23 protein-coding genes and 1 tRNA gene are annotated in these 26,488 nt (G+C 46.5%); 9 read left to right on the top strand and 15 right to left on the bottom strand.

Annotated features, from left to right (window positions below; genetic code table 11):
• Window positions 1-252: 252 nt before the first annotated feature.
• The gene (gene exaC, locus GV64_RS11055; protein WP_020582892.1) at window positions 253-1,773 is read right to left on the bottom strand and encodes an acetaldehyde dehydrogenase ExaC; all 1,521 of its coding nucleotides are present in this window, start codon (window positions 1,771-1,773) and stop codon (window positions 253-255) included.
• Between the two features lie 248 nt (window positions 1,774-2,021).
• Window positions 2,022-3,560, bottom strand: coding sequence for a hypothetical protein (locus GV64_RS11050; RefSeq protein WP_020582891.1), 1,539 nt, complete (start codon window positions 3,558-3,560; stop codon window positions 2,022-2,024).
• A gap of 207 nt (window positions 3,561-3,767) precedes the next feature.
• Between GV64_RS11050 and GV64_RS11045 the strand changes: the two genes are divergently transcribed.
• Together GV64_RS11045 and uvrB are read left to right on the top strand one after the other, a co-directional pair.
• Window positions 3,768-4,283 carry a hypothetical protein gene (locus tag GV64_RS11045; protein ID WP_020582890.1) on the top strand — a complete coding sequence of 172 codons (516 nt, stop codon included), beginning with the start codon at window positions 3,768-3,770 and terminating at the stop codon, window positions 4,281-4,283.
• Between the two features lie 154 nt (window positions 4,284-4,437).
• Complete coding sequence (gene uvrB / locus GV64_RS11040) at window positions 4,438-6,417, top strand: excinuclease ABC subunit UvrB (protein WP_020582889.1); 1,980 nt, start codon at window positions 4,438-4,440, stop codon at window positions 6,415-6,417.
• 400 nt (window positions 6,418-6,817) lie between these two features.
• Here the strand turns inward: uvrB and GV64_RS11035 are convergent.
• Both GV64_RS11035 and GV64_RS11030 read right to left on the bottom strand, forming a co-directional pair.
• A tRNA-Arg gene (locus tag GV64_RS11035) sits at window positions 6,818-6,894 on the bottom strand.
• A gap of 122 nt (window positions 6,895-7,016) precedes the next feature.
• The gene (locus GV64_RS11030) at window positions 7,017-7,229 is read right to left on the bottom strand and encodes a flagellar biosynthesis anti-sigma factor FlgM (RefSeq protein ID WP_020582888.1); all 213 of its coding nucleotides are present in this window, start codon (window positions 7,227-7,229) and stop codon (window positions 7,017-7,019) included.
• 435 nt (window positions 7,230-7,664) lie between these two features.
• On the opposite strand from GV64_RS11030, the gene GV64_RS11025 reads away from it, so the two are divergent.
• The 3 genes from GV64_RS11025 (at window position 7,665) to GV64_RS11015 (ending at window position 10,256) form a co-directional block, all read left to right on the top strand.
• Window positions 7,665-8,366: an MlaA family lipoprotein gene (locus tag GV64_RS11025; protein WP_020582887.1), complete on the top strand. Its 702-nt coding sequence runs from the start codon at window positions 7,665-7,667 to the stop codon at window positions 8,364-8,366.
• A 211-nt stretch (window positions 8,367-8,577) separates the two neighbouring features.
• Window positions 8,578-9,750, top strand: coding sequence for a SpoIIE family protein phosphatase (locus tag GV64_RS11020; protein WP_020582886.1), 1,173 nt, complete (start codon window positions 8,578-8,580; stop codon window positions 9,748-9,750).
• 2 nt (window positions 9,751-9,752) lie between these two features.
• Window positions 9,753-10,256, top strand: a complete 504-nt coding sequence (locus tag GV64_RS11015) for an STAS domain-containing protein (RefSeq protein ID WP_020582885.1) — start codon at window positions 9,753-9,755, stop codon at window positions 10,254-10,256.
• 280 nt (window positions 10,257-10,536) lie between these two features.
• On the opposite strand, the gene dusA is transcribed toward GV64_RS11015, so the two are convergent.
• On the bottom strand, window positions 10,537-11,580 hold the full coding sequence (gene dusA / locus GV64_RS11010) for a tRNA dihydrouridine(20/20a) synthase DusA (RefSeq protein WP_020582884.1): 1,044 nt from the start codon (window positions 11,578-11,580) through the stop codon (window positions 10,537-10,539).
• Between the two features lie 88 nt (window positions 11,581-11,668).
• Between dusA and GV64_RS11005 the strand changes: the two genes are divergently transcribed.
• Window positions 11,669-11,875, top strand: a complete 207-nt coding sequence (locus GV64_RS11005) for a hypothetical protein (protein WP_020582883.1) — start codon at window positions 11,669-11,671, stop codon at window positions 11,873-11,875.
• A gap of 226 nt (window positions 11,876-12,101) precedes the next feature.
• On the opposite strand, the gene amt is transcribed toward GV64_RS11005, so the two are convergent.
• From amt to GV64_RS10980, 5 genes are all read right to left on the bottom strand, one after another.
• On the bottom strand, window positions 12,102-14,216 hold the full coding sequence (amt, locus tag GV64_RS23775; protein ID WP_020582882.1) for an ammonium transporter: 2,115 nt from the start codon (window positions 14,214-14,216) through the stop codon (window positions 12,102-12,104).
• 183 nt (window positions 14,217-14,399) lie between these two features.
• Window positions 14,400-14,684: a pyocin activator PrtN family protein gene (locus GV64_RS10995; RefSeq protein ID WP_020582881.1), complete on the bottom strand. Its 285-nt coding sequence runs from the start codon at window positions 14,682-14,684 to the stop codon at window positions 14,400-14,402.
• The gene (locus tag GV64_RS10990) at window positions 14,674-17,445 is read right to left on the bottom strand and encodes a toprim domain-containing protein (RefSeq protein ID WP_020582880.1); all 2,772 of its coding nucleotides are present in this window, start codon (window positions 17,443-17,445) and stop codon (window positions 14,674-14,676) included. The genes GV64_RS10995 and GV64_RS10990 overlap by 11 nt, the downstream gene beginning before the upstream one ends.
• Window positions 17,432-17,713 (bottom strand): hypothetical protein, encoded by a 282-nt coding sequence (locus tag GV64_RS10985; protein ID WP_020582879.1) that lies wholly within the window; start codon window positions 17,711-17,713, stop codon window positions 17,432-17,434. The genes GV64_RS10990 and GV64_RS10985 overlap by 14 nt, the downstream gene beginning before the upstream one ends.
• 120 nt (window positions 17,714-17,833) lie before the next feature.
• Window positions 17,834-18,022, bottom strand: coding sequence for a ribbon-helix-helix domain-containing protein (locus tag GV64_RS10980; protein WP_020582878.1), 189 nt, complete (start codon window positions 18,020-18,022; stop codon window positions 17,834-17,836).
• Window positions 18,023-18,289: 267 nt separating this feature from the next.
• On the opposite strand from GV64_RS10980, the gene GV64_RS10975 reads away from it, so the two are divergent.
• Entirely contained in the window at window positions 18,290-18,625 is a 336-nt protein-coding gene (locus GV64_RS10975) for a helix-turn-helix domain-containing protein (protein WP_020582877.1), read from the top strand.
• A 1,278-nt stretch (window positions 18,626-19,903) separates the two neighbouring features.
• Here GV64_RS10975 and GV64_RS10970 read toward each other — a convergent pair.
• Window positions 19,904-21,592 carry a hypothetical protein gene (locus tag GV64_RS10970; RefSeq protein WP_020582875.1) on the bottom strand — a complete coding sequence of 563 codons (1,689 nt, stop codon included), beginning with the start codon at window positions 21,590-21,592 and terminating at the stop codon, window positions 19,904-19,906.
• A gap of 169 nt (window positions 21,593-21,761) precedes the next feature.
• Window positions 21,762-21,944 carry a hypothetical protein gene (locus GV64_RS10965; protein WP_020582874.1) on the bottom strand — a complete coding sequence of 61 codons (183 nt, stop codon included), beginning with the start codon at window positions 21,942-21,944 and terminating at the stop codon, window positions 21,762-21,764.
• A gap of 539 nt (window positions 21,945-22,483) precedes the next feature.
• Here GV64_RS10965 and GV64_RS23770 point away from each other — a divergent pair.
• Window positions 22,484-23,314 (top strand): SDR family NAD(P)-dependent oxidoreductase, encoded by an 831-nt coding sequence (locus GV64_RS23770; protein WP_020582873.1) that lies wholly within the window; start codon window positions 22,484-22,486, stop codon window positions 23,312-23,314.
• A gap of 211 nt (window positions 23,315-23,525) precedes the next feature.
• Complete coding sequence (locus GV64_RS10955; RefSeq protein ID WP_020582872.1) at window positions 23,526-24,704, top strand: ankyrin repeat domain-containing protein; 1,179 nt, start codon at window positions 23,526-23,528, stop codon at window positions 24,702-24,704.
• Between the two features lie 124 nt (window positions 24,705-24,828).
• Here GV64_RS10955 and GV64_RS10950 read toward each other — a convergent pair whose 3' ends face one another.
• The 3 genes from GV64_RS10950 to GV64_RS10940 form a co-directional block, all read right to left on the bottom strand.
• On the bottom strand, window positions 24,829-25,419 hold the full coding sequence (locus tag GV64_RS10950; RefSeq protein ID WP_236632941.1) for a hypothetical protein: 591 nt from the start codon (window positions 25,417-25,419) through the stop codon (window positions 24,829-24,831).
• A 179-nt stretch (window positions 25,420-25,598) separates the two neighbouring features.
• Window positions 25,599-25,832 (bottom strand): hypothetical protein, encoded by a 234-nt coding sequence (locus tag GV64_RS10945; protein WP_152554023.1) that lies wholly within the window; start codon window positions 25,830-25,832, stop codon window positions 25,599-25,601.
• A 247-nt stretch (window positions 25,833-26,079) separates the two neighbouring features.
• The gene (locus GV64_RS10940) at window positions 26,080-26,466 is read right to left on the bottom strand and encodes a VOC family protein (RefSeq protein WP_020582869.1); all 387 of its coding nucleotides are present in this window, start codon (window positions 26,464-26,466) and stop codon (window positions 26,080-26,082) included.
• Window positions 26,467-26,488: the final 22 nt, after the last annotated feature.

Here is a 26,488-nt window from a genome sequence, read left to right as displayed (position 1 = left end):
TGCATGGGTTAAAAAAGCTTGAATCACAAAGAACACAAAGGAAAAGAAAGGCTCTTCTTCGTGCTCTTTGTGATCTCTGTGGTTTAAAAAAGATCCCTGCAATACGGTTAGGCTACCAGAGTGAATCAATGAGTCAGAGACCATCAGTGACTTACTGGAATTGCCCTCCAGAAGCATCAAGGGAAGTCCTTTATGTCTACCCTAAGTGGCTCGACATAGGATAACCCTTCATTAAATACTTGCTATTCCTGCTCAGAAAAAGCCCATAGGATTAATGTCATAACTGACTAACAAGTTTTTTATCTGCTGATAATTTTCCAACGCCATCTTATGAGTCTCACGACCAATACCGGACTGCTTGTAGCCTCCAAATGCTGCATGCGCCGGATAAGAGTGATAGCAGTTAGTCCATACCCTGCCCGCCTGAATACCCCGGCCCATTCGAAAGGCCAGATTCATATCCCGTGTCCATACACCGGCACCCAAACCATACCGGGTATCATTGGCAATGGTAAGCGCTTCTGCCTCATTCTTAAATGTGGTAACACCCACCACAGGGCCGAAGATCTCATCCTGAAACACCTGCATATTATTGGAGCCCTTCATCAGGGTGGGCTGAATATAAAAGCCTTTTTCAAAACCACTGCCAATATTATCCTTCCCGCCACCCATCAGAAACTCCACGCCTTCATGACGGCCAATTTCCAGATAACTCATAATTTTATCAAACTGCTCGATAGATGCCTGAGCTCCAACCTGAGTCTCAGTATCCAGCGGGTTCCCACGTTTGATCTGACCAGCCCGCTCGACCACTTTGCTGATAAACTCATCGTAAATGGATTCCTGAATCAGCACTCTGGACGGACAGGTACACACCTCCCCCTGGTTGAAAAAAGCCAGCACCGTACCCTCAACACATTTGCTCAGGTACTCATCTTCATGCTGCAATACATCTTCAAAGTAGATATTGGGAGATTTACCACCTAGCTCCACAGTAGAAGGAATAATGTTTTCTGCTGCACATTTAAGAATGCCTGCCCCCACTGTGGTTGAGCCGGTAAAAGCTATTTTGGCAATGCGTTTACTGGTTGCAAGCGCTTCACCCACTTCCGGGCCAAAACCATTGACCACGTTCAAAACACCCGGTGGCAGTAAGTCTCCAATCAGTTCTACCAGGACTAAAATGGAAGCTGGAGTCTGCTCTGCAGGTTTCAGTACTACACAGTTGCCCGCTGCCAGCGCCGGAGCCAGTTTCCAGGCCGCCATCAGTAATGGAAAGTTCCAGGGAATAATCTGCCCGACAACACCCAATGGTTCATGGAAATGGTAAGAGACGGTATGCTGATCGATATCAGCACTTGAGCCTTCCTGGGCACGAATACAACCGGAAAAGTAACGAAAATGATCCACTGCCAGGGGGATATCCGCCGCCAGAGCTTCACGCACTGCTTTACCATTATCCCAGGTTTCGGCCACAGCCAGTTTTTCAAGATTCTGTTCTATCCGGTCAGCAATCTTCCATAAAATATTGGATCGCTCTGTAGCCGAAGTTTTTCCCCACCCTCCTTTAGCAGCATGGGCTGCATCCAGGGCCAGGTTAATATCGGCCCTATTGGAATGTGGGATCTCACAGATTAAATCTCCCGTAACCGGTGTTGTATTTTCAAAATACTCTCCCCCTGATGGCGGAACCCATTTACCACCGATAAAATTTCCATATCGTGCTTTAAAACGGATAACAGCACCCGACTCACCAGGGTTCTTATAAATCATTGAGGTTTCCTGCTTTACTATTGCGGAAGGTATTGAGAACACTTGTCACTGAAAGGGCCTGAAAGAGAAAAGAAATCCAGCCAGTAGCCACACAGTCAGAGTATAGAAACCCTGAGAGTATTTAATAGTCGTCGTATCGAGGTAGTCTTGCTACCTTTTCTCTAAGAGCGTTTGCTGATTTTAGCAGGTATAAATTCAGGCAGTATTTAATCGCATCTACATTGAGTGGGAATACAGAGTCACTCCTTCTAAGTTAGTTTTAAATGAAAGATTGTTTGCCCCGGATCAGGCAGACCATTAGATTCAAAAGCAGTATTTTCATCATCTGGAGAGCCCGTAACATCATCACGTACTGGTTTCATTTGATTTAGTACGCTAAAGAACTTCCTAAAGCACACTTCACCACTTGCAACATCAAACAATTCAAAAACTGAACAAGTCTTGGCAATCCGAATATTCATATTGTGATTTATCCCTATCAATTCTAACGTTAATACTGATGATTCAAGGTTTTCAAAATTAAGATCTATTTCCATTTTGATAGCATAATCAGGATTGTGCTTTTGCCAGCACTTTACTGCAATACAGGCATCCAGCTCACTTATTAACTTCTTCCGCAAATTGCTCCAGGCAGTGGCTTGAGCATCAAGATCGACGAGTAGAACCACCGGTAGACCATCTTTATTCAAGTAAACCGGAAGACCAAGAAGCAAACGGGATCCAGCTTTCCCTTCATGTAACACAAGCATAGGGCGGGTTGGTACATCACGAGCAGGCAGAGCAAACTCCAGCTGCCTCCAAAATGCTATTAACTTGTCATAGATAGCACTGCATTGTATGAGCTCAAATAACTTAGATACTTTCATCCTATGTTGGACAAAAGCGTTACCATTGATTTCAGGCATTTTTTTTACCAAAACAAATGGTTCTGAGACTCCAGCCCTATCAAACAGAAATTTGTTTTTATAAAGTGCATTAAGTTCTTCGACATTTTCTTTAAGATCTCGAACATCAATAACACTAAGATCCGTAGCCCTTTTCATATAATCAGCCAGCTCGGATCGGAGTTGCTGTAAATGATCGGGTGATGCATTAAATGCTAACCTGTCGAATCGACCCAGCTTTTCCAACACATACTCTTTGGAAAAATCATCATCAAAATCGGAACAGTCAGTGTCGCTATCATAGTACTCTGAATCGGAAGCCTCGCTTTCAGCACTTTTCGTATCACCAGGTCTGTAGCTGCCTGAGCAAGCAGCACCTGTCTCATTATTTTCTGCTTCCTCCGATACAGCCACATCACAAACGACAGCGCACTTTTCCTCGGGCATACCTGTCTCTGATAAATTCTCGAGTCGCATAAGGAGGGCATTAACATCCAGTCCTGACTGTTTATCTGAATTGGACTTAGCATTATGCTTCCTTTCTAATGGAGTCTCTTTAAGGCCAGTACCTTCCTCACAACCGCTTTCGCCATCAGACTCCAGACAATAGCTTGACCTCTTCTCAGGCCCGACCTCATTCCTTCCCATAGGATTTGGAAAAGCTAAGCCAGGACCATCTCCCGGCAACTGCTCAGACATACCCTGCGTTGGATCCACCATTCGAGGAGATATTTTGTGTGAAATTAAAGGCTCTTCTGAAGGATGACCTCTTTCACAAGGACTGCCTGAAGCTCTCATTTTGTTGTGAGAATAATTATCAGGCAGCTTTACCTCTGATTTTGAAACAGTTTCAGGGACCTGTTGAGGTGAAGCTGTGTGATGAGAAGCACCCACGGTGTTCATAAATACAACCTAATGAACAGAAACACATGTAGACAGTCACCCATTGCTATAGTTTCAAAGCATTCCTGCCTCTTACCGGCTTAATGCGCTTACCTACATCACTAACAAATAAATCGCTATAAAGCCTATTAAGATTAACTAAAACGGACGATAACTGACCTGATACTCCATAAATGTTTTCTTTACGCCAGATACAGGAAGCCCAATATGCCATCAAACCTTCTGAAAGTACTTGGCTCCATATTCGCTCTGGTTATCTTAATCACTGCGGGTGTTATGGTTATGCAAAGTGCCAGAGAGCAATTCGCACCTTCAGAGAAAAATGCCAAAGCTTTAGAAGCCAAAGTGATTGAAGGATTTGAGCTCGCTGCTCAGCAACTGAATGCAATGACGCCTTTAATGGTGGATGAAGAAACCAGAATGGAAAAAGCCACCGTAGGTCCCGGGGCATTAATGACGTATCACTACACCTTCCCAAACTTTACCGCCAAAGATATTGATATAAACATCATGAGAGCCGGTGTATTCCCTATTATTCGTGATGGCGTCTGCGATAGTGCCGAGATGAAACCGTCACTTCAGTACGGTGGCAAGTATGCTTACTCGTACTCCGGAAATGATGGAGTACATATCATGAAGTTCGTGATTACCAGAAGTGACTGTAGATTTGAGGCCGAAGCTGAAAACCAGGAACCTGACGATACTACGGGGATTCTGCCTTAAAAACTCTATAACGACATGATTAATTCATGGTTAGAAATGCTGGCATCTGGTTTACACATACCACAGATTTACTTCGATAAATAAGCTCTTTCAGTCAATATGGTCATATCAACATATACTACAGGGGACTTTCACACGATGATGGACGTACACCATGTCGAAAGGCTCATTTATTCTGCATGCAAACCATCCACCTGCTGGTGACCAACCAGAAGCCATAGCCCGGCTTATTAGCGGTCTTGATAGCGGAGAAACCCATCAGACACTCAAAGGGGTTACTGGCTCGGGCAAGACCTTTACCATGGCCAATATCATTCATCGCCTGGAGCGTCCAACTCTCATTCTGGCTCATAACAAAACACTGGCAGCCCAGCTGTATAGTGAAATGCAGCATTTCTTTCCAGAAAATGCTGTTGAGTATTTCGTTTCCTATTACGATTATTATCAACCTGAAGTGTATATTCCCGGCACTGACCGCTTTATTCGAAAAGATTCTGCCATTAACGAGCACCTGGAACGGCTCCGGCTGTCTACCACCAAGTCACTTATTGAGCGCCGTGATGTGGTAGTGGTCGCTTCTGTTTCATCCATTTACGGGCTGGGTGATCCAGAAGCCTATCGAGCCCTTCAGGTTCCTTTGGCTCCCGGCTTAACCATTGACCGACAGGATTTGATTCAGCAGCTGACACAACTCCAGTACACTCGCTGTGAACGAACCATTGAGCGGGCCACCTTTCGGGTCAATGGTGATGTTATTGATATCTTTCCGGCTGATTCCGACCACCTTGGTGTTCGCATTGAGCTTTTTGACAATAACATTGAGCAACTATCATGGATCGATCCGGTTTCTGGCACTAAGTTAGAGGCGTTAGAAAACTACCGAGTATCTCCAAAAACCCTCTACTCTACACCCAGAGAAAAAATTGAAGAAGCCTGTCAACATATCCGGAGTGAAATGGAGCAACGGGTTGCCGAATTAAATGCTGAAAACCGGATTGCCGAGGCTGCGAGGCTCTACGAACGGACAGAGTATGATATCGAGATGATGCAGCAGTTGGGCTACTGCTCCGGGATTGAGAACTATTCCTGCTACCTCAATGATCGTGACGCCTCACTGCCCCCAACCACACTGATGGATTACCTACCGAAAGACGGCCTTCTTTTTATTGATGAATCTCATGTCATGATACCCCAGATCTCGGCTATGTACCGTAGTGACAAAAGTCGTAAAGATAACCTGATTGACTACGGTTTTCGTCTTCCTTCATCGAGAAATAATCGTCCACTCAAATTTACTGAGTTTGAAATGATTAAGCCTCAGACTATCTTTGTTTCGGCTACACCGGGCGTATATGAGCTGGAGAAGTCCAGAGGTATTGCTGTTGACCAAATTATTCGGCCAACCGGATTACTGGACCCTGAAGTAGAAGTTCGCCCCTCAGAAAACCGTATGGATGATCTGTTACAAGAAATTCGCCTGAGAGTTAAACAGAATGAGCGAGTACTGGTAACAACCCTCACTAAAAAGAGTGCAGAGTTACTGGATCAGTTTATATCCAATAATGGTATTAAAGTCCGCACTCTCCATTCTGATGTGAAAACATCCGACCGTGTTGAGATCATTAACGGACTTCGTGCTGGGGAGTTTGATGTATTGATTGGCATTAATTTATTACGTGAAGGACTGGATATCCCCGAAGCATCTCTGGTTATTATTCTTGATGCAGACCATGCAGGTTTTTTACGTTCAGTGCAGGCATTAATACAGATTATTGGTCGGGCAGCCCGCAACGCCAACGGAAAAGCCATTCTTTATGCCGACAGGATCACAACGGCGATGCAACTGGCAATGGATGAGTCAGCCCAACGGCGAGAACGACAAGCCGCTTATAACCAGGCCAATGGAATTACGCCAACCTCTTCAAAACGCAAACAAGCCGCACATGATGATGAGATGGCCGTTGAGCCAATAGTTCATTCTCCTAAATTTTGTGAAAATCTTGCATCGCTATGCCAGCAAATATCTTTTTGGGAAAAAGCAATGTTAAAAGCGGTAGATAACGGTGAATCAGACAAAGCCAAAAAGATTCGACAGGATTTAAAAGAGCTCTACCGGCAGTTCATTTTCATATAATTTTTTCACTCGGGGCTTTTATTTAAAGCCTCCATTTAATAGTAAATTAAACCATTTACCTGCACATTCTGACGACATTTGACGCCCACTTTCAACTGAAGCGCTAACCATGCCATTAATGGCTAACACCATCCATACAAGGGCAAACTCGGAGAGCAACTCATAGATTTTTGCGAGTAGATGAAGCATTTAACATTTTAAATAACATATTTATTGAACAGGTTTTGATGTGAAGGTCGCAGAAACAAAGAGAGATAAAATTCTTTAGCTGGAAGTTCTAAAAGCGAAAAGCCACACAAAGAGACAATTTATTGGGGTAATATTATTACTTCATGCACGCTGGGAGTGAAAGTGTAAGGTTGAGGGTAAAAAAGCTTACCAAAAGTAAGCCTTTTATTTATGGCGCTCCCAGGAGGATTCGAACCTCCGACCTGCCCCTTAGGAGGGGGCTGCGCTATCCAGCTGTGCCATGGGAGCATAAAGTTTCAGCCTTAAGGCCGAAGGCAGATGCACTCTTTAAGTGGTTTGAAGCGTACTTCATTCACAAGGGATGATCAAGCCTTGGCAGCCCAGCACACTCTCTACAAGTTTGATTCAACTCAGGGACTGTCTTTCTCAGGAAAGACGATTTCAAGCTGACGCTCGAAGGCAAGCATTTTTTCAGCGAGGCTTTCACTGTTTACGATCAGCTGTCCGTCAAGATAAGCTTGACGCAGAAGGCTGACCCGATCTTCAGTGGTGTTGATAACAAAGCTTATTTTCTTCTCGGAGCCTTCTAAATTCTCACTTGACTCTCGATATTTTTTAACCATGTTCACTCCTTGAACGATCAATAAATACTGACATTTTTCGGTGACGAGTCGGACATACTGTCACCTCCAATTCAGGCTGTCCACCCATGATCCACATTATTTTAGTAAACAAATTCCATACCAATTACCTGCTTTGCTTTGGTTTCAAAAAGTTAGCAAAAAAAGAACCTCATTATTTTTTTTATGCCCTATAACGGTGCACCAAAATGTGCCGATGGACTCTTTGAAATCATCACTACGTTGGAAAAATCACCACTGAACGAGGTAGAATAATCCGAGGGAAGATTTTATATTCTACTGAGCTCGTTTTGAACGTTATTCACTCAGGACAACGGATTGCGAAACATACATCACCATCGCATTTAATATGGAATACTGCGCGGCTGGGTCACAGCAGCCCCGTTAAAAATCAACAAGGAATCAAGGATCAAGCGCGTGAATCACTCTCCTGCGACCATTGCTCGATCAGTTGTCGTAACGGTACTGATGCTATTACCCGTTCTGGCACTCGGAGCAGCCCCCATCTCTTATGATGACCCTCTGGAAAGCTGGAACCGCAAGGTGTTTCGATTTAACGACACCCTGGATACCTATGCACTCAAACCGGTAGCAAAAACCTATAACTACCTTACCCCCAAGCCAGCACAAACGCTGGTCAGTAACTTTTTCAGTAACCTGGGAGAGTTCCGAAATATCGCCAGCGCCGGCATCCAGTTCAAAGGTCAGGATGCCCTTGTTTCATCAGGCCGTCTCATTATCAACTCAACAGTGGGTATTCTTGGCCTGATTGATGTAGCAACACCCATGGGTCTTGATAAGCGCTATAGTGATTTTGGGCTTGCCTTTGCTCATTGGGGGGTGCCTTCCGGGCCTTATCTTGTAATGCCCATGCTCGGCCCCAACACCATAAGATCCGGAGTTGGTTTGGTTCCAGATGCATTAACCAATCCGGTGACCTATCATGAAGCTGAGCGTGATCGCTGGATTGCCGGTAGTATTAATATCATCAACAGCCGCGCTCAGCTGCTTGACGCTGAGGAGCTGATTCTTGGCGACCGTTATACCTTTATCCGAGATACTTATTTGCAAAGGCGTGAATATTTAATTACAGGCCAACAGCCTGAAGATGACTTCTAAAAAACCAATAAGATAAACTGCTACAGACAATCGCTGCAGCCTCTGGCTGTAATTAATCAAAGCAAACACATTAACTTGCCAATACTCCCGCTTGCAGCCAAGGCCGCTTGGGAGTATTTTTTCCTTAACTTTACATTTTAATGTGGTTTTTTATCCGAATGTATCGAGCTCAAGCAGGTTCTTATATCCTCTTTACTTTGCGGGTGTATCCATGACCGGCAGTACCATTCTGGTCATCGATGATGACACTATAGTACGTGAAAGCATTGTCACCTACCTGAAAGGGAGTGGCTTCAAAACCCTTGAAGCTGAAAATGGCCAGCAGGGTCTGCATATTTTCCGTGAATGCAAGCCAGACTTGATTCTTTGCGATCTGCGCATGCCTGTCATGGATGGGCTCACCATGCTAAGTCAGGTCCGCAGTGAATCCAGCGACATCCCCTTTATCGTAGTCTCCGGTGCCGGCGTCATGACCGATGTTGTTGAAGCTCTCCATCTTGGTGCCAGTGACTTTTTGGTTAAACCGATTGTAGATCTTGAGGTGTTAGAGTACGCCATTAACCGGGCATTGGAAAAAGCACAACTGCTGATAGAAAATAAGCGCTATCGTGCGAGTCTGGAAGAGGCGATAAACTCTTTAAAGAGCAGTTTGACTCTTCTTCAAGAAGACCAAAAAGCCGGGCGCCAGGTACAGATGAACATGTTACCCAGGCAACCCCTTCAGTATCAGGATTTCAAGGTTGGCCATAATATTATCCCCTCCTTGTATTTAAGTGGGGATTTTGTTGATTATTTCACCCTGAATGATCACAGCTTTGCCTTTTATCTTGCAGATGTTTCAGGCCATGGCGCCTCTTCTGCATTTGTCACGGTTCTTCTGAAGCATATGTCAATCAGCCTGCTTCAGGACTATCACAGCAATGGTGGAAAAGTTCGGGTCAAACCTTCTCATGTACTTAATTACATTAACCGCAGCCTGCTAAAAACCGGACTGGGCAAACATGTCACCGTATTCGGTGGAATTGTGAATACCCGCGACCAGACACTGACATACTCTTTCGGCGGGCATTTTCCGCTACCCGTAATTGCCGAAGGGAAAGAAGTTCACTTCCTTGAAGGCAAGGGTTTACCAGTTGGACTGTTTGAAGATGCTGTATACGAAGACGCTATTATAGACTTGCCCCCACAATTCAGCTTAACTATCCTTTCTGACGGTATTATTGAGGTTTTACCGCAGAAAAGCCTTAAAGAAAAAGAAGATTATTTATTATCGGTTATCAGAGAAGGGGCCGACACCATAGAAGCGCTGACAGAAAAGCTGGGGCTTAATGATATTCAGGAAGCACCCGATGACATTGCAATGCTAATACTGGCTCGAAACTGATCATGAACCCTGGAAAAATTCAGTTTGCCGAAAGCGAAGGTACCTATGTACTCAAGCTGATCGGAGAAGTACGACTTACCCTGTGTTCCAGCTTGGAGACCTTCCTTCAGGCCATGTTTGAAGAACCCGGATTCCGTTCTGTTATTGTTGACCTGTCGGAAACAGAAACCATTGACAGCACATCGCTTGGACTACTCGCCAAGTTATCCATTATGGCCCGAAAGCAAATAGATCAGCGGCCAGTACTTATATCGCCTCGCGCCGATATTACAAGAATCCTCATGAGCATGGGATTTGAGCGGATTTTTGTCATCGTTGAAGATGCCGGCAACCATACCAGTGAATACCGTGAAATCGAATGCAATGACTGCAGCGAGGAGTCCACACATGCCCGGGTACTGGATGCCCACAGAGTCCTCATGAGCCTGAATGAGAATAACCGAAAGGCCTTTAGTGACCTCGTCAAACAACTGGAACGCTGCAGACAGCCAGAAGTGACCACCTAAGTCAGCGAATCAAGTAGACATCGTATAAAAAAGAAAGCGCAGCTTCCCCCAATAAAACCGCGCTAGGAACCTGTCGGACTTAACCGGTCGTAGCGAGAAAAAGTCCGGTTTGAGCCAGTTTTTATGCTGACTCTATTCAACGAAAAGCAGCATAAAAACCGGCAAATTTGGCTTTTTCGCAGCAGGCCACTGTTAAGTCCGGCAGACTCCTGGGGGATCTTATTAAAAAGCATCATCCTGCCGGCGATCCTTAGCCGGCTTGAACTTTTCACTAAAATCTTTACAAACTTTCGACCAGCCCGACAGCATCAAGCAACACATCGACACCTGCCTTGGGTTTATGGGCATTTTCACTGATATGTCTTCGGAAACGTCGCCCACCAGGAACACCATGATACAGACCAAGCATATGACGGGTAATATGGCTAAGCCACGTCCCTTTCGAGAGCTCAGACTCAATATACGGAATCATCTTTTCTACTACTTCAGACCTGCTGGCAACAGGTTTCTGACTGCCATAAAGCCTGCCATCTACTTCCGAAAGAAGATATGGGTTCTGATAGGCTTCCCGCCCCAACATAACCCCATCAACCTGCTGCAGGTGATCATCAATTTCTTCAAATGTTTTAATCCCCCCATTAATGGAGATATTCAAAGCAGGAAACTGTCGCTTCAGTTCATAGACCCAGTCTGGCTTCAGGGGGGGAATATCCCGGTTCTCTTTGGGAGAAAGACCTTCCAGAACAGCAATACGGGCATGCACAATAAAGGTCTCACAACCTGCCTCTGCTACCGTACCTACAAAATCCACCAGCTCCTGCCATGACTCGCGACCATTAATACCGATACGATGCTTTACAGTAACAGGAATTGACACCTGCTCTTTCATTGCCCGGATAGCCTTAGCCACAGTGTCTGGCTCTGCCATCAGACATGCACCAATACGACCATTTTGAACCCGGTCGCTGGGACAGCCTACATTCAAGTTAACTTCCTGATAGCCCCGTTCTTCCGCCAGTCCAGCACAAAACGCAAGATCCTTATCATCATGTCCACCCAATTGAACGGCGAGTGGATACTCAAACGCATCATGCTGTAAAAACCGGTCTTTATCACCGTGAACCAAAGCGCCAGTTGTTACCATCTCGGTATAAAGCAATGCGCGCTCGGACAATACCCGGTGAAAGTAACGACAATGCCTGTCAGTCCAATCCATCATCGGAGCTACCATAAAAGTCCGATCCAGCGCTGAATGGCTAGAAACCTTGCTATTACTATCAATCACAGGAGATTTACTACTTATCTGGTCGGCTTTATTGGGCATATGAACGTCTGGAAATGCTTTGTTTTTCTGTTACAGCTGCAACATGTTACACATTCCCGATCCTTTGTAATATCTGGATAAAAATAATATGAGCATACTAAAACGAAAGAATCACGCTGGGAAGGCACGCTGCACTGCGGTTGTCCGAAAAACGATCACCGCTCAGCGTTTCTCTGACCGCAAAAACTTCGGTTCTTTGCAGGCAGTCAGGGCATGGGGGCGCATACGTGTGGTGGAACTCGAAGAGGTGGATTCTGCGACACAGCTGGCCAATCAACAGTCGCGTCCTCCCTAGGGGGCATTGCTCCAATTCTGTCTCGAGCAGTCTCAGTCCCTGGGCTCAGAAACAGCCAGTACTACGGGCTCAGTCTGAACACCAGTACCTTTCTACCATTCGTGTAGACGAGTTTTCTGCCCTTCACCTGCCCCGTTTTTATCAGTTGCGACGAGCACAATGTCAAACGCAGAGCCTTTGAAGCAGAAGTTAAAGTCGCTGTAAGAACATTTAAACAATCACAAGACTACTGCCTGACCGGAAACCGGACACAGAACGTGGAGCCCTGCCCCACAACACTGTGCACATCAATATTTCCACCCATTAATTCAACCAGTTGTTTGCAGGTAGCAAGGCCTTGCCCTTTCCCTCCGAACTGAGGGTTAAAGGCGTTATCTTGCGGTTGGCAGGCTTCAAAAATATGCCTGATACAGCCTTGGCTGATGCCTCTGCCAGTATCCGATACCGCTATGCTCACCAACCCTGTCATATAGTCGTATTCTGCACTCAGGGTAATCGTGCCTTTTTCTGTGAATTTTATGGCATTGCCCAGCAGGTTAATGATGATCTGACGGACCTGCATGGCATCACCCTGTATTCCTGAAGGAATATTACCCCCGAATTCCAGGTTAAGTGCAATAGGACGGTTAAGGGTTTCTGCTTTAAACAGGGCAAGGGATTGCTCAAGCAGTGACTTCAGGTTGAAACCTTTGCTTGGAACATCGACCGTCTCAATGGACGGGGTTCCCGTCTCAGCCTGAGGAGTATCCAGAATATCATCAATAATCGCCAACAGTGCCCGACTGGATTGCAGAATCACATCCACTGATTTTTTTTGACGGTCTGACAGATGCTCTGTCCCTAATGAATCCGACAGATCAATAATACCGTTTAACGGCGTTCGGATTTCATCACTCATTTTGGCCAAAAACTGACTTTTGTGCTGACTGGCCTGTTCAGCCCTATCTTTCTGAACTTGCAGCTGATCCCGGACCTCTTCCAGCGCACGGATATTCTGTTGCAATGAAGACTGTGACCGGGCAAACCGGCTCAAGACCCGATTATATTGTTCCGTAATGGCAGACAGTTCAGAAAAAGGGTCAACCGTCAGAGAGCTCAACATCCCATTTCCCGCCTGTTTTTCCAGCTCGAACACCAGCTCAGAGAGTTCGGTCACCGCCCCATGCTCGGAAACATTCAGCCCCCGCTCTTCTTCTTCCGCTGAGACTCTCAAGGGAATATAACAATTAATCAGGCTCAATAGAGCATAGCTGACACTGAATGACCCAATAACAATGCTCATGCTGCCCAAAGCCTGGATCAATATCTGAGTACCCCGATCGTGTCCGGTTCCAAGCATATCCAGGTTACCAAGCACCCCCACGGCAATGGTGCCCCAGATGCCTGCAACCAGGTGAACAGGAATGGCGCCAATGGCATCATCCAGCTTCAGACGTATAAGGGCGACCGTTGCCAGGCAGCAGGCAATTCCGGCGCCACCACCAATAATGGCCGCGGACCACAGATTTACCACATGAGCACCAGCCGTTATGCCGACCAGGCCAGCCAATACCCCATTGGCAATCACCTTCAGGTTGGCCTGTTTGTAGTAACAGTAGCTCCATACACTGGCTACCAACCCTCCGGTACAGGCACCAATGGATGTATTGGTAAACACATTGGATAACAGCGGCCCCATGGTCAACAGACTGCCAACGTTAAATCCATACCAACCCAGCCATAACAACAATACGCCAAGAAGGCTGAGTACCATGTTTTGACCTGTGCTTATCGACGATTCGGAAAAAGCACCCTTGCGGGGACCAATGATCATAATAGCGGCCAGAGAAACAGCTCCCCCCAAACTGTGAACAACGGTGGAGCCGGCAAAGTCAACAAAGCCAAGTTCGGACAACCAGCCAACCGGCGTGTCGAGCACACCGCCCCAGACCCATCCACCGACTACGGGAAAAATGAGGATACCGATCATCAGGCTGATGATGAGGTAGCCGACTAACCCACACCGCTCGGCGACGGCACCCGCCACAATGGTGGCCGCCGTAGCGGCAAACAGCGCCTGAAAAATGATGAACAACTCAGTGAATCCCTGCTGCATCAGGGATTTATCAATGATGGGATCACTTGAGAAAAACGTATCGAAAGCACCGTACTGAATACGAAAGCCAACCAATACATAAGCACTGGTGACCAAAATTAAATCCATCAGATTTTTGGCGGCGACATTAATGCTGTTTTTATGGCGGACTGCACCCGCCTCCAAACAGAGAAAGCCCGCCTGCATCAGAAACACCAGAATGATGCAAGTTGCCAGAAACAAGGTATTCAGGGAGTCTTCTATCATGCCGTATCAATCAAGTCAGTTGATTACAGCTCTTTTTTATCGGCTGATAGCACTGAGAATGTAAGATTTGGCGACTGGCCCACTGATTGTACGACCAGCTTTTAATACCCTCAGGCTCCGTGGTGAACAAAAACCGTAAGCTTTTAACAGGATACATCTACCAAGCGCTACCGGCACCGGTTACTACAGTTTGTCAAAATCCTTCCTCGCATCCTCAAACGTGCTGTCCAGATACCGGGCCAGATCGCGTATATGCACCAGGTACGGCGCATGTCGGGTATTTCGGGTGCGGACGACAGGGAATGGCAGCTCACAACGGCGCGCCGCTTCTCTCGCGTTTTTATAACAGAGCCCAAGAACCTCTTCACAGCACTCAGACAGATTGATCACGGGTTTTTTGTATTTGCCATACAGCATCAGTTCGGTGGTCAACACTATGTCGCTTCCTTCACGATTATTATTGTTCATTGCAGACTCCTGATCCAACATGCGCCAGATCATCTGGCAACATGGGACTGAGCCCATACCCTTCCAGCCGATTCAGCGACAATCCGCTCATGTGAGCACAGCGTTTGCCGTCAATGCGTCGCTCCCGGTCGTCGTTCTCTCTGGCAAGCACCCCCGCCTTGATCAGTTGTTTTTTCAGCACTCGGTCCGATTTTACCGGCAGTGCATCAAACTTGGGACGCAGGGCCGAGGTCTGACTCAGGTGCTGCATAATATGTGGGGTGCGAATATAAAGCAGGCAGTCATCACCGTTGGTTTCGAATTTATAAGGCCTGGGGAAGCTACCTGCATCAATCTCACCCAGGATAATCTCCAGAATCCACACCCAGGGCTCACGTTCATTGCTGGTTTCCAGTACGTGATGATTCATGGACTGCACCATGTCCACCATCATCACGTCCTGCTCCCCGGGCAGGCCACTGAACTCACACAACAGTGACCAGCAGACGGCCATAGCCGCATAATTAGCCACCATCCGGGAAACTCCATTTTTACCAGTGTTGGATGAACAAAACCCTTTCAGATAGTCCAAGTGCTCCCAGTACATCTCCCGCACCCGCTCGGGCGATAACCTGACCAGAAACTGCAGCCACTGCCGCAGAGGAAAACGGGGCAGATCATCCGGCAGCAGAGCCCCTTTACGCGTGAGCTCAACCCGAACCACCTTACCCAACAGCGACTGCACCGGCACATCTTCACCCGCCAGTAACACCGGCGCACAGAGCACATACTCAGTAAGCTCTGCACCTCGGCGGGTAATGGTGTATTGATAGGTTTCCTGCAACAGTGCAACTGCCTTATCAATAACGTCACTGCGTCTGGCTGACAGCTCTTCCCAACCCACGGGCTGGGAAGTATGGGAGACCGAGGTCACCAGCCTGAACTCGGTCTGCAGACTTTGCCCAGAAAACATGGTGAAACCAATGGTGTTCTCCAGTCGTTTAATTAAGGTGGACTTCCCTGCCCCTTTATCAGCCTGTAACACCATGTGTGGCCAGAACCCCAGCACGGCCTTCAAATGCGTCCCCAGGCTCCAGCACAACAACTGGGCAGCGGCATTAAAACCAAAGGTGGCCTGAAATGCCTGAATCACCGGTGCTGCATCGGCAACCGCCCCCGAGGGAAACTGCAAGTTATGGTAAGGACACTGCTTGTCGGGTTCGGTAAAGTAACTGTCCGGTCCCTCATTAACCGACAAATGCCCATTACGCCAGGCCACCCCGACAAAATTCACCGCTTCACGCCCGCCTATATGGGTAGCCCGTTCCAGGATATTCAGCATCCGACTGAACTGAAGAGGCTTATAGATCGCCCCGCCGAAACTGCGCCAACGGTCCGGATTGTAGAGCTGATCATCGGTGAACACCTGACGGATCAGTCGTTGCCCATGACGCGCCGACTGTACACTGGCGGCAAACACCACTGATGGCTGGCTGTCTTCACTGCCACTCATGGTGGCGGCCGCACTCTGGATGCGAATAGACGACAATGCGGCAATACGGAAGCCACACAGGTCTTCATTGACCAGCCGGGTTTCACCATTACGACTGGTGACTTCCCGCTGAAAACTTGTAAAGTCTTCACGTACCCGAAATTGCCAGTAGCGGGTGTAGTCGTGCTCCGGCAGGTTGACCCTGGGACGACGTTTATCCTTTTTGCCACTGACGCCGGGAATCAACCAAGGTTCCAGATTAATCAAAGAACGACGCAGAGTTTCTACCCCCTTCTCCCGCAGAATGTCGTTAACATCGTTCAGATCACACCAGCGACGGTGGTCTACCAGGTGGCAGGCAATATTAAGTGCCAGCAACTGTTCGTGGATCTGCCAGGCCGCTTCGGCACCGGGGCTGAACCCTTCCCGCTTGCCCGGCTGATCCAGTGGCGGATCATTGTCCATGGCAATGATGATCTTTTTACCCTGCAGCAGGTGCCACTCTTTCTCCCGCACATTACTCGCCCCCAAAACTGCCAGGGATGCCCAGTCACGCATACTGGAACACTGCTCAATAGCCGTTTCCACACTCAAGGCATTAATGGGGGATTCAACCAGTACTACCGTGTTGGCCGCTTTGAGATTGCCAGGATTAAGACACCAGAACGCTGCCGCCTTCTGACCATGGCAATGGTTCTTTACCCCACCGTTCAACGCCGGATCAAAGTAACGGTATTCCACGGCCGTGACATTGCGCCGTATCAGATCCCGACAGATAAACGCTACCGCTGGCCCACCGTGAAACACATCACCGGCGGGCTTACTGCTGGTATAGCTGGAGTAGCCAAGCGTTTTACTGTTGCGCCCATAAGTCACCACCGACTCAGAAATACCCCGCTCATTAATCAGGTAAGGCTCAACCTCACGGGACTGTTGCAGGCAGCGGGAAGCAAGCCACTCTTCTTTGTTCTGACGGGCACGGGGCATGGAAGGAGCAGCTTCCGGCAGGGAGAACACCTGTCGCAGCCACTGACTGGCTTCTGCAACCGATTGTACGACACCTGCATACAGAAGCAGGTCGATACAGCTCCCCCCTTCTCCAGTGGCATGGTCTTTCCAACGCTGTACCCCTTCCCTGCTAAACACCGACAACGATGGGTGCTTATCTTCTCGTACCGGTGAGTGATACATCCCATTGCCCTGCCCGTTTCTGGAGGCTCGGCGCATTCCCAACCGGTCAGCCAGTTCGTGTAAATCCACCTTCTGCTTGAGTGCCTCAAGGCTGCTCATCAGCATCTCCGGTCAGGAATGGCAGTACACAATCTGGCTGGATATGGTTATTAATGCGATGCAGCAGGTGCATCAGTGCACGGGACTGCTGCTCAGTACACCGGTTATCCTGTGTTAACTGCCCAATGCGCAAATGGGTACAGAACTGGTTGAGTACGGACACCTCGCTTAAGGTCAGGCCAAGGGTCAGATAAAATGAGTCTGGCTCTTCCTGAACGCTGGCCGGTATAACAAGATCGGCTTTGGTCTTCTGGATCTGATCTGACATTGATTCCCCCTTCATTCAGGACCTGACTTTCTTCAGCCAGAGGCTAGCCCCTGCCAGATTCCTGAGAAGACAGTATGAATAAGGTTTGAGAGTAAAGAGCCGTACTGCGATGGCTTATTATCAGGCGGTGGCGACTAGTCTTTTGCTTTTGTGGCTCTGCTCCTTGTCACGCAGAGCCTGTTCAATCAGCAGGCGGGCCATTTGTGAACGGGTACGGTGATCCTGTTCGGCCAGAGAATCGAGTCGCTTGATCATTTCTAAGGAAACCCGGAAACCGAGAACAGCGGTGGCGGGACGGGATTTTTTCATACGTTGGAATCTCCGTTGTGCTGATTGTTTTTGTTATCCATTTCACTTTCTTATGCGCACAAAAAACAAATTAACTCATTTTTTTATGATTAACAACAATTAATAACCTCAAAATAAACCAAAAGTCATTAAAAAACGAATAGAAACCTCATAAAAATATGAATCAATTCTAATTACTCAACGATTTTTTGTTTCGGGTTTACTGTCCTCATCAGTCATATTCCTGTTCAATAGATCAGCTTTCATCTGGACACCAACTCAACGAACATGAACGGTAAAAATCAGAGAGTCAGGGCAGCACGGCAAATGGCGGGGCTCAGCATCCGAGAGGTTGCAAAGAAGCTTGGAAAGAGCGTGAGTACGGTGCATGGATGGGAGGCGGAAGATGGCAGAGGCCCCAGAAATATGGAGGACCTTGTGTCGATGTGTCAACTCTATGGCATTACCACCGACTGGTATCTGGAAGGGAGAGAGCCGGTCCTGCGCGAACCAGTATACGACTACTGTCCACACACCGAGGTCATTGTGGCCAGCCTGGGCAAGATGGATATTCAGCGGAGAGAGGCCGTGGCGCAGTTGGTGTCGACGATGGTTGTGAAGTAAGTAAACCGGTGACAGTATGGACGTCAGAACCAAAGTACATGGGTTAGAAAATTTGATGCCTATATGATGAGTAAGTGCCAGGTTTAATGCAGAGTATGAGTTCGGACATGCCTTGTAAACAGGCCTCGTTGAGCAAACACCTTGTTGCAACTTGAGAATAGACAGCGATAGGGACCCTCCGTTTTACCAGTTTCAAGCTGTGATACTAAACTGACTACTCTTCGAGCAACGGGGTGCGCTACTCTGTGATTTTTTTTATGCATTTGAGTATCGTGCAAAGCTGTATTCATTTTATGGTTAACCGCCATTCTCTGGGTTCTCATCTTGTGAACCCCTTTATTATGCATATAAAGACCATGACGACTGGTAAACGATTTATCACAGGTTTTGCAGGTTCTATCTTCTATTGCCGAATGAAACGAATATATATGCACACTACGTGCATTCCTTGTTGCGTACGATCTCTTCGGTGTGCACTGAGTACAGAAAAACAGCTTGCTTTGGGCACCAGGCTTTTGTGGTTCAGGTATAGATGCAGAAAGTATTTTTTCTGGTGTGCCATCCGGTAATTCAATGGCCGGATCCTCTGAAGCCGGCGTTGATGCTTCAATTGTCGTTTTAACGCCATTTATCTCACAGCCTGAAAGTTTATTTTTTACCCAGCATCGTTGAACTCGTTCAGTTCTTCCGCTTAATGTCGTATTCTCAGTGTCACTATCTGTTGATTCCGATGCATTGTTATCAGAAAGGAAAATCCGGTCTATTAAATCCTGGTTAAATTGATCAAATGAAGAGGTTAAAAGGGGAAAGCATGTTTCAGTCGCGCTGACTGTCAGGCCATTATAATAGGCTGTTATTGGATCATTTTCATAATCAGAAATTATTGATTGAGAGTCCAGACACGGATAAACAGGTGCTGAATTTAAACAGCTGAGAGAGACATCTGGCGTAAACATTATTGATTTATATTTTTAGTCAGTTATTGAACTGTTGCATAAGACGAATCATTTATAGAAAAGTTCCTGATGCCTGAATAAAATAAATATGCAGGCCAGCAAAACATAATGGTTTTCTATGTCTATCAGAGGGTACTCTCAATTAGACAGGTGATAAATCCGGATTTACAGTAATTAACCACTGGAGTAGCTGGCGGAGCATTTGAGTGACTGACATAAACCTTAATATCCCCCATATTCAAGATACCTGGGCTTAACTGCCCGTCAGTTTTAATAATCAGTGCTGACTACGCTCATCAGTCCACCATTAACCGACATCATGCTAACTCTGAGCTTCCTGTCCTCCTTCTGAGCTTTCAGGAGGAGCTGAAACACGCTTCAAAAGCTCGGTAACCTGCCGCCTAAGAACTGTAATCTCTTCCGCTTGCTGCCCGACTTGCTGCTGTAGCTGATCGACTTTCTGATCTGCCGTTGGCGCTTCCTTTTCTGGCTCCCCTGAAATCCAATTGCGGAACCTGCTCTTGTTAATCTGTTCTCCCTGATCCTGCATTTCTTTAATAGCCAGAGCCATCCGTTCACTCAATGAATCTCCTGCCTGCTCAGGCTGCAGGTCAACAAGGGCAGTCTCTGGACTTTCACATATGCTTATTGAGCCTGTTTTCTCTCCAATACGCTCAGCCCAAGAAGATGACGCAGTCTGAGCTCTTTCCTTTAATTTTTTGATGGATTCATTATTTCCAACGTTTTCAGAAAGCACCTTGAGAACCGTTTGATATTGTTCAAGCAATGCAGACACCTCATCTTTATAATGAGCAGCGGTGTCTTTATAACGAGTAGCTTCTTCTTTACGACGACCAGCAGACTCACCTTTACGACGAGCGGCAGCATCCAGCTTTGCAGCCTGTTTTTTAAAGTGCCTGAACGATGCACTGAGCTGTTTAGCAATATCTGAATCTTTTTTTGAAGAAAAACCGCCTGATCCGGCCTTTTGAACTTCCACATCGGTAATCCAGCGGAGTATTCGCTGGGCCGCGACCTTGTCAACGACAGCCGCTTTCAAAAGCCCCATCAATGCTATAGCGGTGTTGGCTCGTACGCCACATACATGAGCATATCGGATAACATAAAGGTATTGGGAAAAATAGCTGCCCTGTCGTGCATTCAGGGGCTTAAAAAGAAGTCGCTTTAATTGATCCAGATTCAGCTCTCCTTCGACCAAAGTAGGGGTCATTGCCTTTAGAATCGCCTCATTACTATGATCATCAAACCAATCAAGGGCTACGCGAGCTAAAAGCCCTGTGTTTTCAAAAAACGTAATTAGATCTTTACCTGGCAGGTTTATCAAACAATTAATAAGCTGTGGCATTGGTAAATAGTGTGGACATCGATGGTAGCTGCTTAAACAGCTCACAAAATATCTGCCTTGATTAACCAGATCCTTAAATTGATCTCTGGACGAATCACTGCTGGCCACTTTGGCACCGGAAACGGTTTCAGGCTCATACTCTCCTTTAATTTCAGAAGTACTTTGATGCGACCTGGGTACGCCATCCCCCCTCGTCGAAAGCTCTGACTGAGAAGCCTCTGCAACACTATCTTCAGTTACTTCCTCTTCGACAAACACTGCGTTTGCTGACCCATCGGATCTGATGGTATCCATTCCAGCTGTACCGCCAGTCGTCAGCTCTTGACCGATAATGCAATCTTCAACCTCTCGCACAGGTTCTTCATTGCCACCGGGAGATTGAACATGATAAGGAGTAACGTCAACCGTCCGGACACTCGCCTGCATGAGAGAAGGCTTATCTCGATGAATGGGCACAGTGCTTGAATGAGCAGAAGAGCCTTCCTGATGAGTTGCAACCCGTGGTTCATTGACAGGGCTTCCTTGAGCCTCCCGATGAAAAACATTTACCTTCTGATCAGGCTCCTGCCCCTTGATTGCAGATCCCGAATCCCTCGTTGCAAAAGAAGACTGCCCCGCCCCCTGTAAACGCCCATCAAATTCCATTCTCACCCCAATAATTTCATTTGAACTCTTTATAAGTCTGAACTGAAATCAATTTTCAGGTTGAATAATTAGGAATAAATAATCTCTTCATCAATCAGCTAAGAAACTTTACAGAGTGCACTGTTTTGTTGACAGACAACACCATCAGAGATGGTCTTGAACCCACCAATCACCCCAATGACCAATAATGGTCAAATGAAGTATAAAAACGACCTTCATAAACAGCCAGACTAACAGGGGGCGCACCCGTCTCAATGGGTGTTCCTTCTATACCTGAAACGACCTGAAACCCTGGTTTATATTGTTGTTTTTCTCCTGAGCCAAAATCCACATCAATCTCCAAATTTAACATGTCAGAGATCAGGCACAGATAAGCATCTTTTTCATCCAGTTCCTTAGATGAATCAGTTTGCGCTAAATCAACCAGATCACTCCAGCTTGTTTTCTCAATAAGATTTTCCCCTGAATTAATCAGAGCAGGAGGCGATCAACTGGACTTCAACATTCTGCTGTTTTATTCACCTGCTTCTACTAATTGCCTTGCCATCTCATCAGCTTTTCGCTCAGGTTCGGTTACCATCAACTCGAAGACCCTGATGCCTGGCAAGAGAGCTTCAAGCTTACGATCTCAGGAGTGTCAATTCATTTCATCAATAGTGCCCTCCTAGTGAAGTTGTTTAATGGTTAAATCAATAGTTTCTAACGCCCCGATAAACGCCCCTCCCTCCTACATCCATAGGAATACAGTTAATAGAACAGCATTCAATGGAGCAAACCCTGCGGTCACCGGATCTGCTGTTAAGTAAAACTAACCAACCGGTTATTCACCTGAATTAACAAGCTTATTTCATGTCTTAAGAGTCACCTTTAATAACAATCCAGTGATGAATCATGAATACAGTTATTCGGGCAGCGGGGCTTACCGGGGCTGCCGTGTTGAGTGCAGCTCTTATTTATGGGTGTTCCAGCTACTTTGGGAGCCGGTCTGTTGCTGTGCAGCCAAAACACTCAGTGACCAATAAAGTCGCTGTGGTTACCGGGGCGAATTCGGGGATTGGTCTGGCATTAACTGAGTCCCTATTGAACAGGCACTGCACAGTCTACGCCACCTACCGGAAAGAAGAGCGCTCTGAGGCATTGCTGGAGATGGCAGATAAAAACCCTCAATTGATCCTGGTTAAAGCGGATTTTGACACGGAGGAAAGTCTGGATACTGGCATTGCTCAAATCAAGAAAACCGTGGGTGACCGGAAGGTGGATCTTCTGGTCAACAATGCGGGTTATTTTGAAAAGGGAGCGAATAAGTTTGGTGCTCTGGCGGGACCGGCATGGTCGAAATCGTTTCGGGTCAATACCATCGCACCGATGCTGGTAACCCAGGCACTGGCGTCGAATCTTGATAAAAGTGACGACCCGACAGCGGTTTATATCAGCAGCCGACGAGGCAGTATCACCCGAAATCGTGATGAAAAATATCTAAACCGTACTGCTTATACTTCATCAAAGGCAGCAGGAAACATGGCTTATTCCAGTCTCAGTCAGATGCAAGAGCACTGGCGAGTGTTGTCCATTCATCCAGGCGCGGTGATAACCAACTTCCCCAGTGTTCAACCCAACCGTATCTCAGCGAAAGAAAGCGCTGAAGGGATCATCGGTGTTATTGAGAGTGGTGTAAAAAGTGGGGCTTTTGTTGATGAAAAGGGTAAGAGTATTCCCTGGTAAACGGCTTGTGCGCCATCTATCCGAAATAGAAATAAGTAGCATTCCAATTACTTCTTCAAACTCTATAAAGTCGCCTATTCTTTCATTCAAACTTCTGAGAATACTGTCTACTCTGAATTGCCTCATAATAGAGTAAGGCAAAACATCCGCGGTATACATCCCAAAATATACTGTCATTTGTCAATTGAACAAAACGCCCCAGGCAATCCGTATGCTTCCAAATTTCCTTCAAAGCAGGCTACATGGGCGCCTTAGCCATGACACCCGGTTTTCCCGGCCACAGCTACCGGAAGCCAATAACCAGGAACGCTGTACGGAAGGCAATACTAATGAACCCCCAGCCCTATCGGCTTGCAGGGCTGGAGATATTGAACTCTTAAAAAATGAACTCACTGAAAGACCGAACCTTATCAGTGAAGAATTTCGATCGGCAAGATCCGGTTTTCTACGAACGTTATTATTTATGGCTACCAGCAACGGGCATTATGGTATCGTCGAATACCTGCTGGAAAATCGTGCAGATCCTGACAAAGCCTGTGATGGCGTAACCCCACTTCACCAGGCTGCGTGTAACGGCCACTTAGGAATCGCTCAGCTACTGCTACGGTACGGAGCAAATATTGATTCAATCCATAACGGCGCAACACCACTGCTGTTAGCTGCCCGGTGGGGGCGGAAAGACGTGGCGGAGTATTTACTGATAGAGGGAGCAAACCCGACCATTGCATGCGGAAGAGCGACCCCTTTGTATCAGGCCATCTACCGTGGGCATACCGCCATCGTCGAATTATTGCTGACGGAAAAAACGAGGATTGAGCTTCAGGAACAAGGCCCAAAGTATCTATATGCGGCAGCCCAGAGAGGGCATGCCGATGTAATCAAACTATTACTGAATCAGGGCATTGATAAAAATGCTCAATGCAGTGGCGCATCAGCGCTCTTTACTGCGGTAGAATATAAAAACATTGAGGCTGTCAGATGTTTATTGAATGCCTCGGTAAATATTGAATCTGCTTATAACGGTCTAACCCCACTCTTTAAAGCTGTTCAGAAAGGCCATGTTGATATTGCAGCCTTACTACTTGAGCATGGTGCAGATATCAATACGTCATGGAGTTGCATACCTATCTTCTGCAGAGCCGTAGCCAGTAATAATCTGGAGATGGTCAGCCTGCTGGCTCAACATGGTGCAGACCTTGAATCAGGCATCGCCGCAGGTATGAGCTGTCAAAAATCCCCTTTACAAATTGCTGAAGATCAAAACTATACAGCCATTGCCAGGTTTATTAAGGCTGAAATGAAAATACGCAGAAAAGGTTCGGCAACAACGGGGCTATTTACGAGCATCCGGATAAAAAATATTTTTGGCATTAAATACCAGCGTTTATAGCCGTTAATTACGCAATTATGGCGTCAAGGGTTTAGTGGTTAACTCACACTCGTACATGCTTCAATGAGTTTTACGTATTCGGCTAATCAGGCACATTTATAAATCTTTACTGTGCAGTGATCGGCTAATGGGTTGAAACAGACTCAACCCTGACACCTCTAAAGAAAACCTTCTGCGATATTTCCCTCTTTTCGAAACGATCAAAAAACACCATATCTACCGAAAAAATCTGGTCTGGGGCCGGCGTTACCACATCAAAGATCATTAAATAATAGAGCCCTGAGGTTTTATAACAATGCTTGTACTCTATATTGCGATCTTTAACCATAACGGGTTGCTCTGTGGCAATATCACTCCAGGGTTTAGCGAAACGAGTACAGTCCTGAGCATGGTCATACTCCTGAAATCGTACCAGTTCTGGAAAATGCGCACTGTTTAAGGCTGTTGAGTAGGGATAAAACAGATAGCGGTCTTTTTCCCCTTTTATGTTGAATTCAACCTGAAATGGTTTTTTATCGATAGGTGATTCAGCAAAAGGATTCCCACCATTAATGGGAAAAAAGAGCACTTCCTGCCGGTAATCATCGACTCTGGTATTATAGGGAATAATGGTTAATTCAATGGACTCAAACAAGATTGATCTTAATAGCTCCTCATCGTGATAACCGAATACCTTATGCGGGTTAGACGTTTCAGTTTCACTTAAAGACGGCACACTGACAGTATGGCTTGAGATAGCAGCACACCCAGCCAACCAAAAACAGATGATAAGCGTGGTACTAATTTTCAGGGATGTCATATCAAGAAATATATTCCTTTGTATCCACAGAACAGCAGACAACCGGGAGTTCAGAACACTGCAATTACTGACCAGCTGTACACTTAGCTCTCTGTTTACTGCTTATAATTATCATTAAACAGAACCTTTATAACATAGTAAGTAAGAAGGATCGCCCCTGTGGTTGCACCAACCAGATGACCAACAGTTGCCTCGCCCAGAAAAGTGAGGCCATGCTTACCATCGTGAATAGCCCCTGAAGATAGATAGCGCTGCCAATATTTAAAAGCGATGAAATCGACCAGAATCATCATGAATACAAGCCATCCATACTTCTTCAATCTACTCATATTACCACTGCCGTATAAACCGTAACCGTAATCCCCTATTATTCAAGATCTGTCCGACATTTGCAGTGATTGGTTTCAACCAGTTTAATCAGGATGCGGTAAATGATATGCATTAAAAACCATAAAAATGATGGATGCCCAAAATGAGAAATGCAGAGAAATGGTTTTTTCTCACAACCCAGCGACGCACACAGCACTCATTGAAGTCTGGTTTTCTCGGGATAGCGCAAGACAGGGTCACACCTTGCTATATATCTATATAGTTAGACACCTCAATAAGATTCCCATCAGGGTCCCTGAAGTACGTTGAAAGGATCTTACCTGAAGCGCCCGTTCTCTGGACTGGCCCCTCAATCACCTGAACACCTTTCGCCGCTAAGTCATCCATGGCCTTCTGTAGGGGTGTATCGATGATAAAGCATAAATCCGCTGAGCCAGAGGCCACAGTGTGTGCTTTTGGCTCAAATTCATTGCCCAGCTCGTGAAGATTTATCTTTTGCTGGCCAAAACTTAAGGCTACACGCCCTGCACCGAACTCGATTTTTTCCATGCCCATAACGGATGTATAGAATTGAACGGTTTCCTCAATATCGTTGACCGTCAGTACTAAATGATCAATTCTATTAACTTGCATGGTGTTGAATTCCCTGATGGTT

The sequence above is a fragment of the Endozoicomonas elysicola genome, from assembly GCF_000710775.1.
GTDB lineage: Bacteria > Pseudomonadota > Gammaproteobacteria > Pseudomonadales > Endozoicomonadaceae > Endozoicomonas > Endozoicomonas elysicola.
The sequence above is the reverse complement of the archived record's forward strand: the minus strand, read 5'-3'. Positions and strand labels throughout refer to the sequence as shown.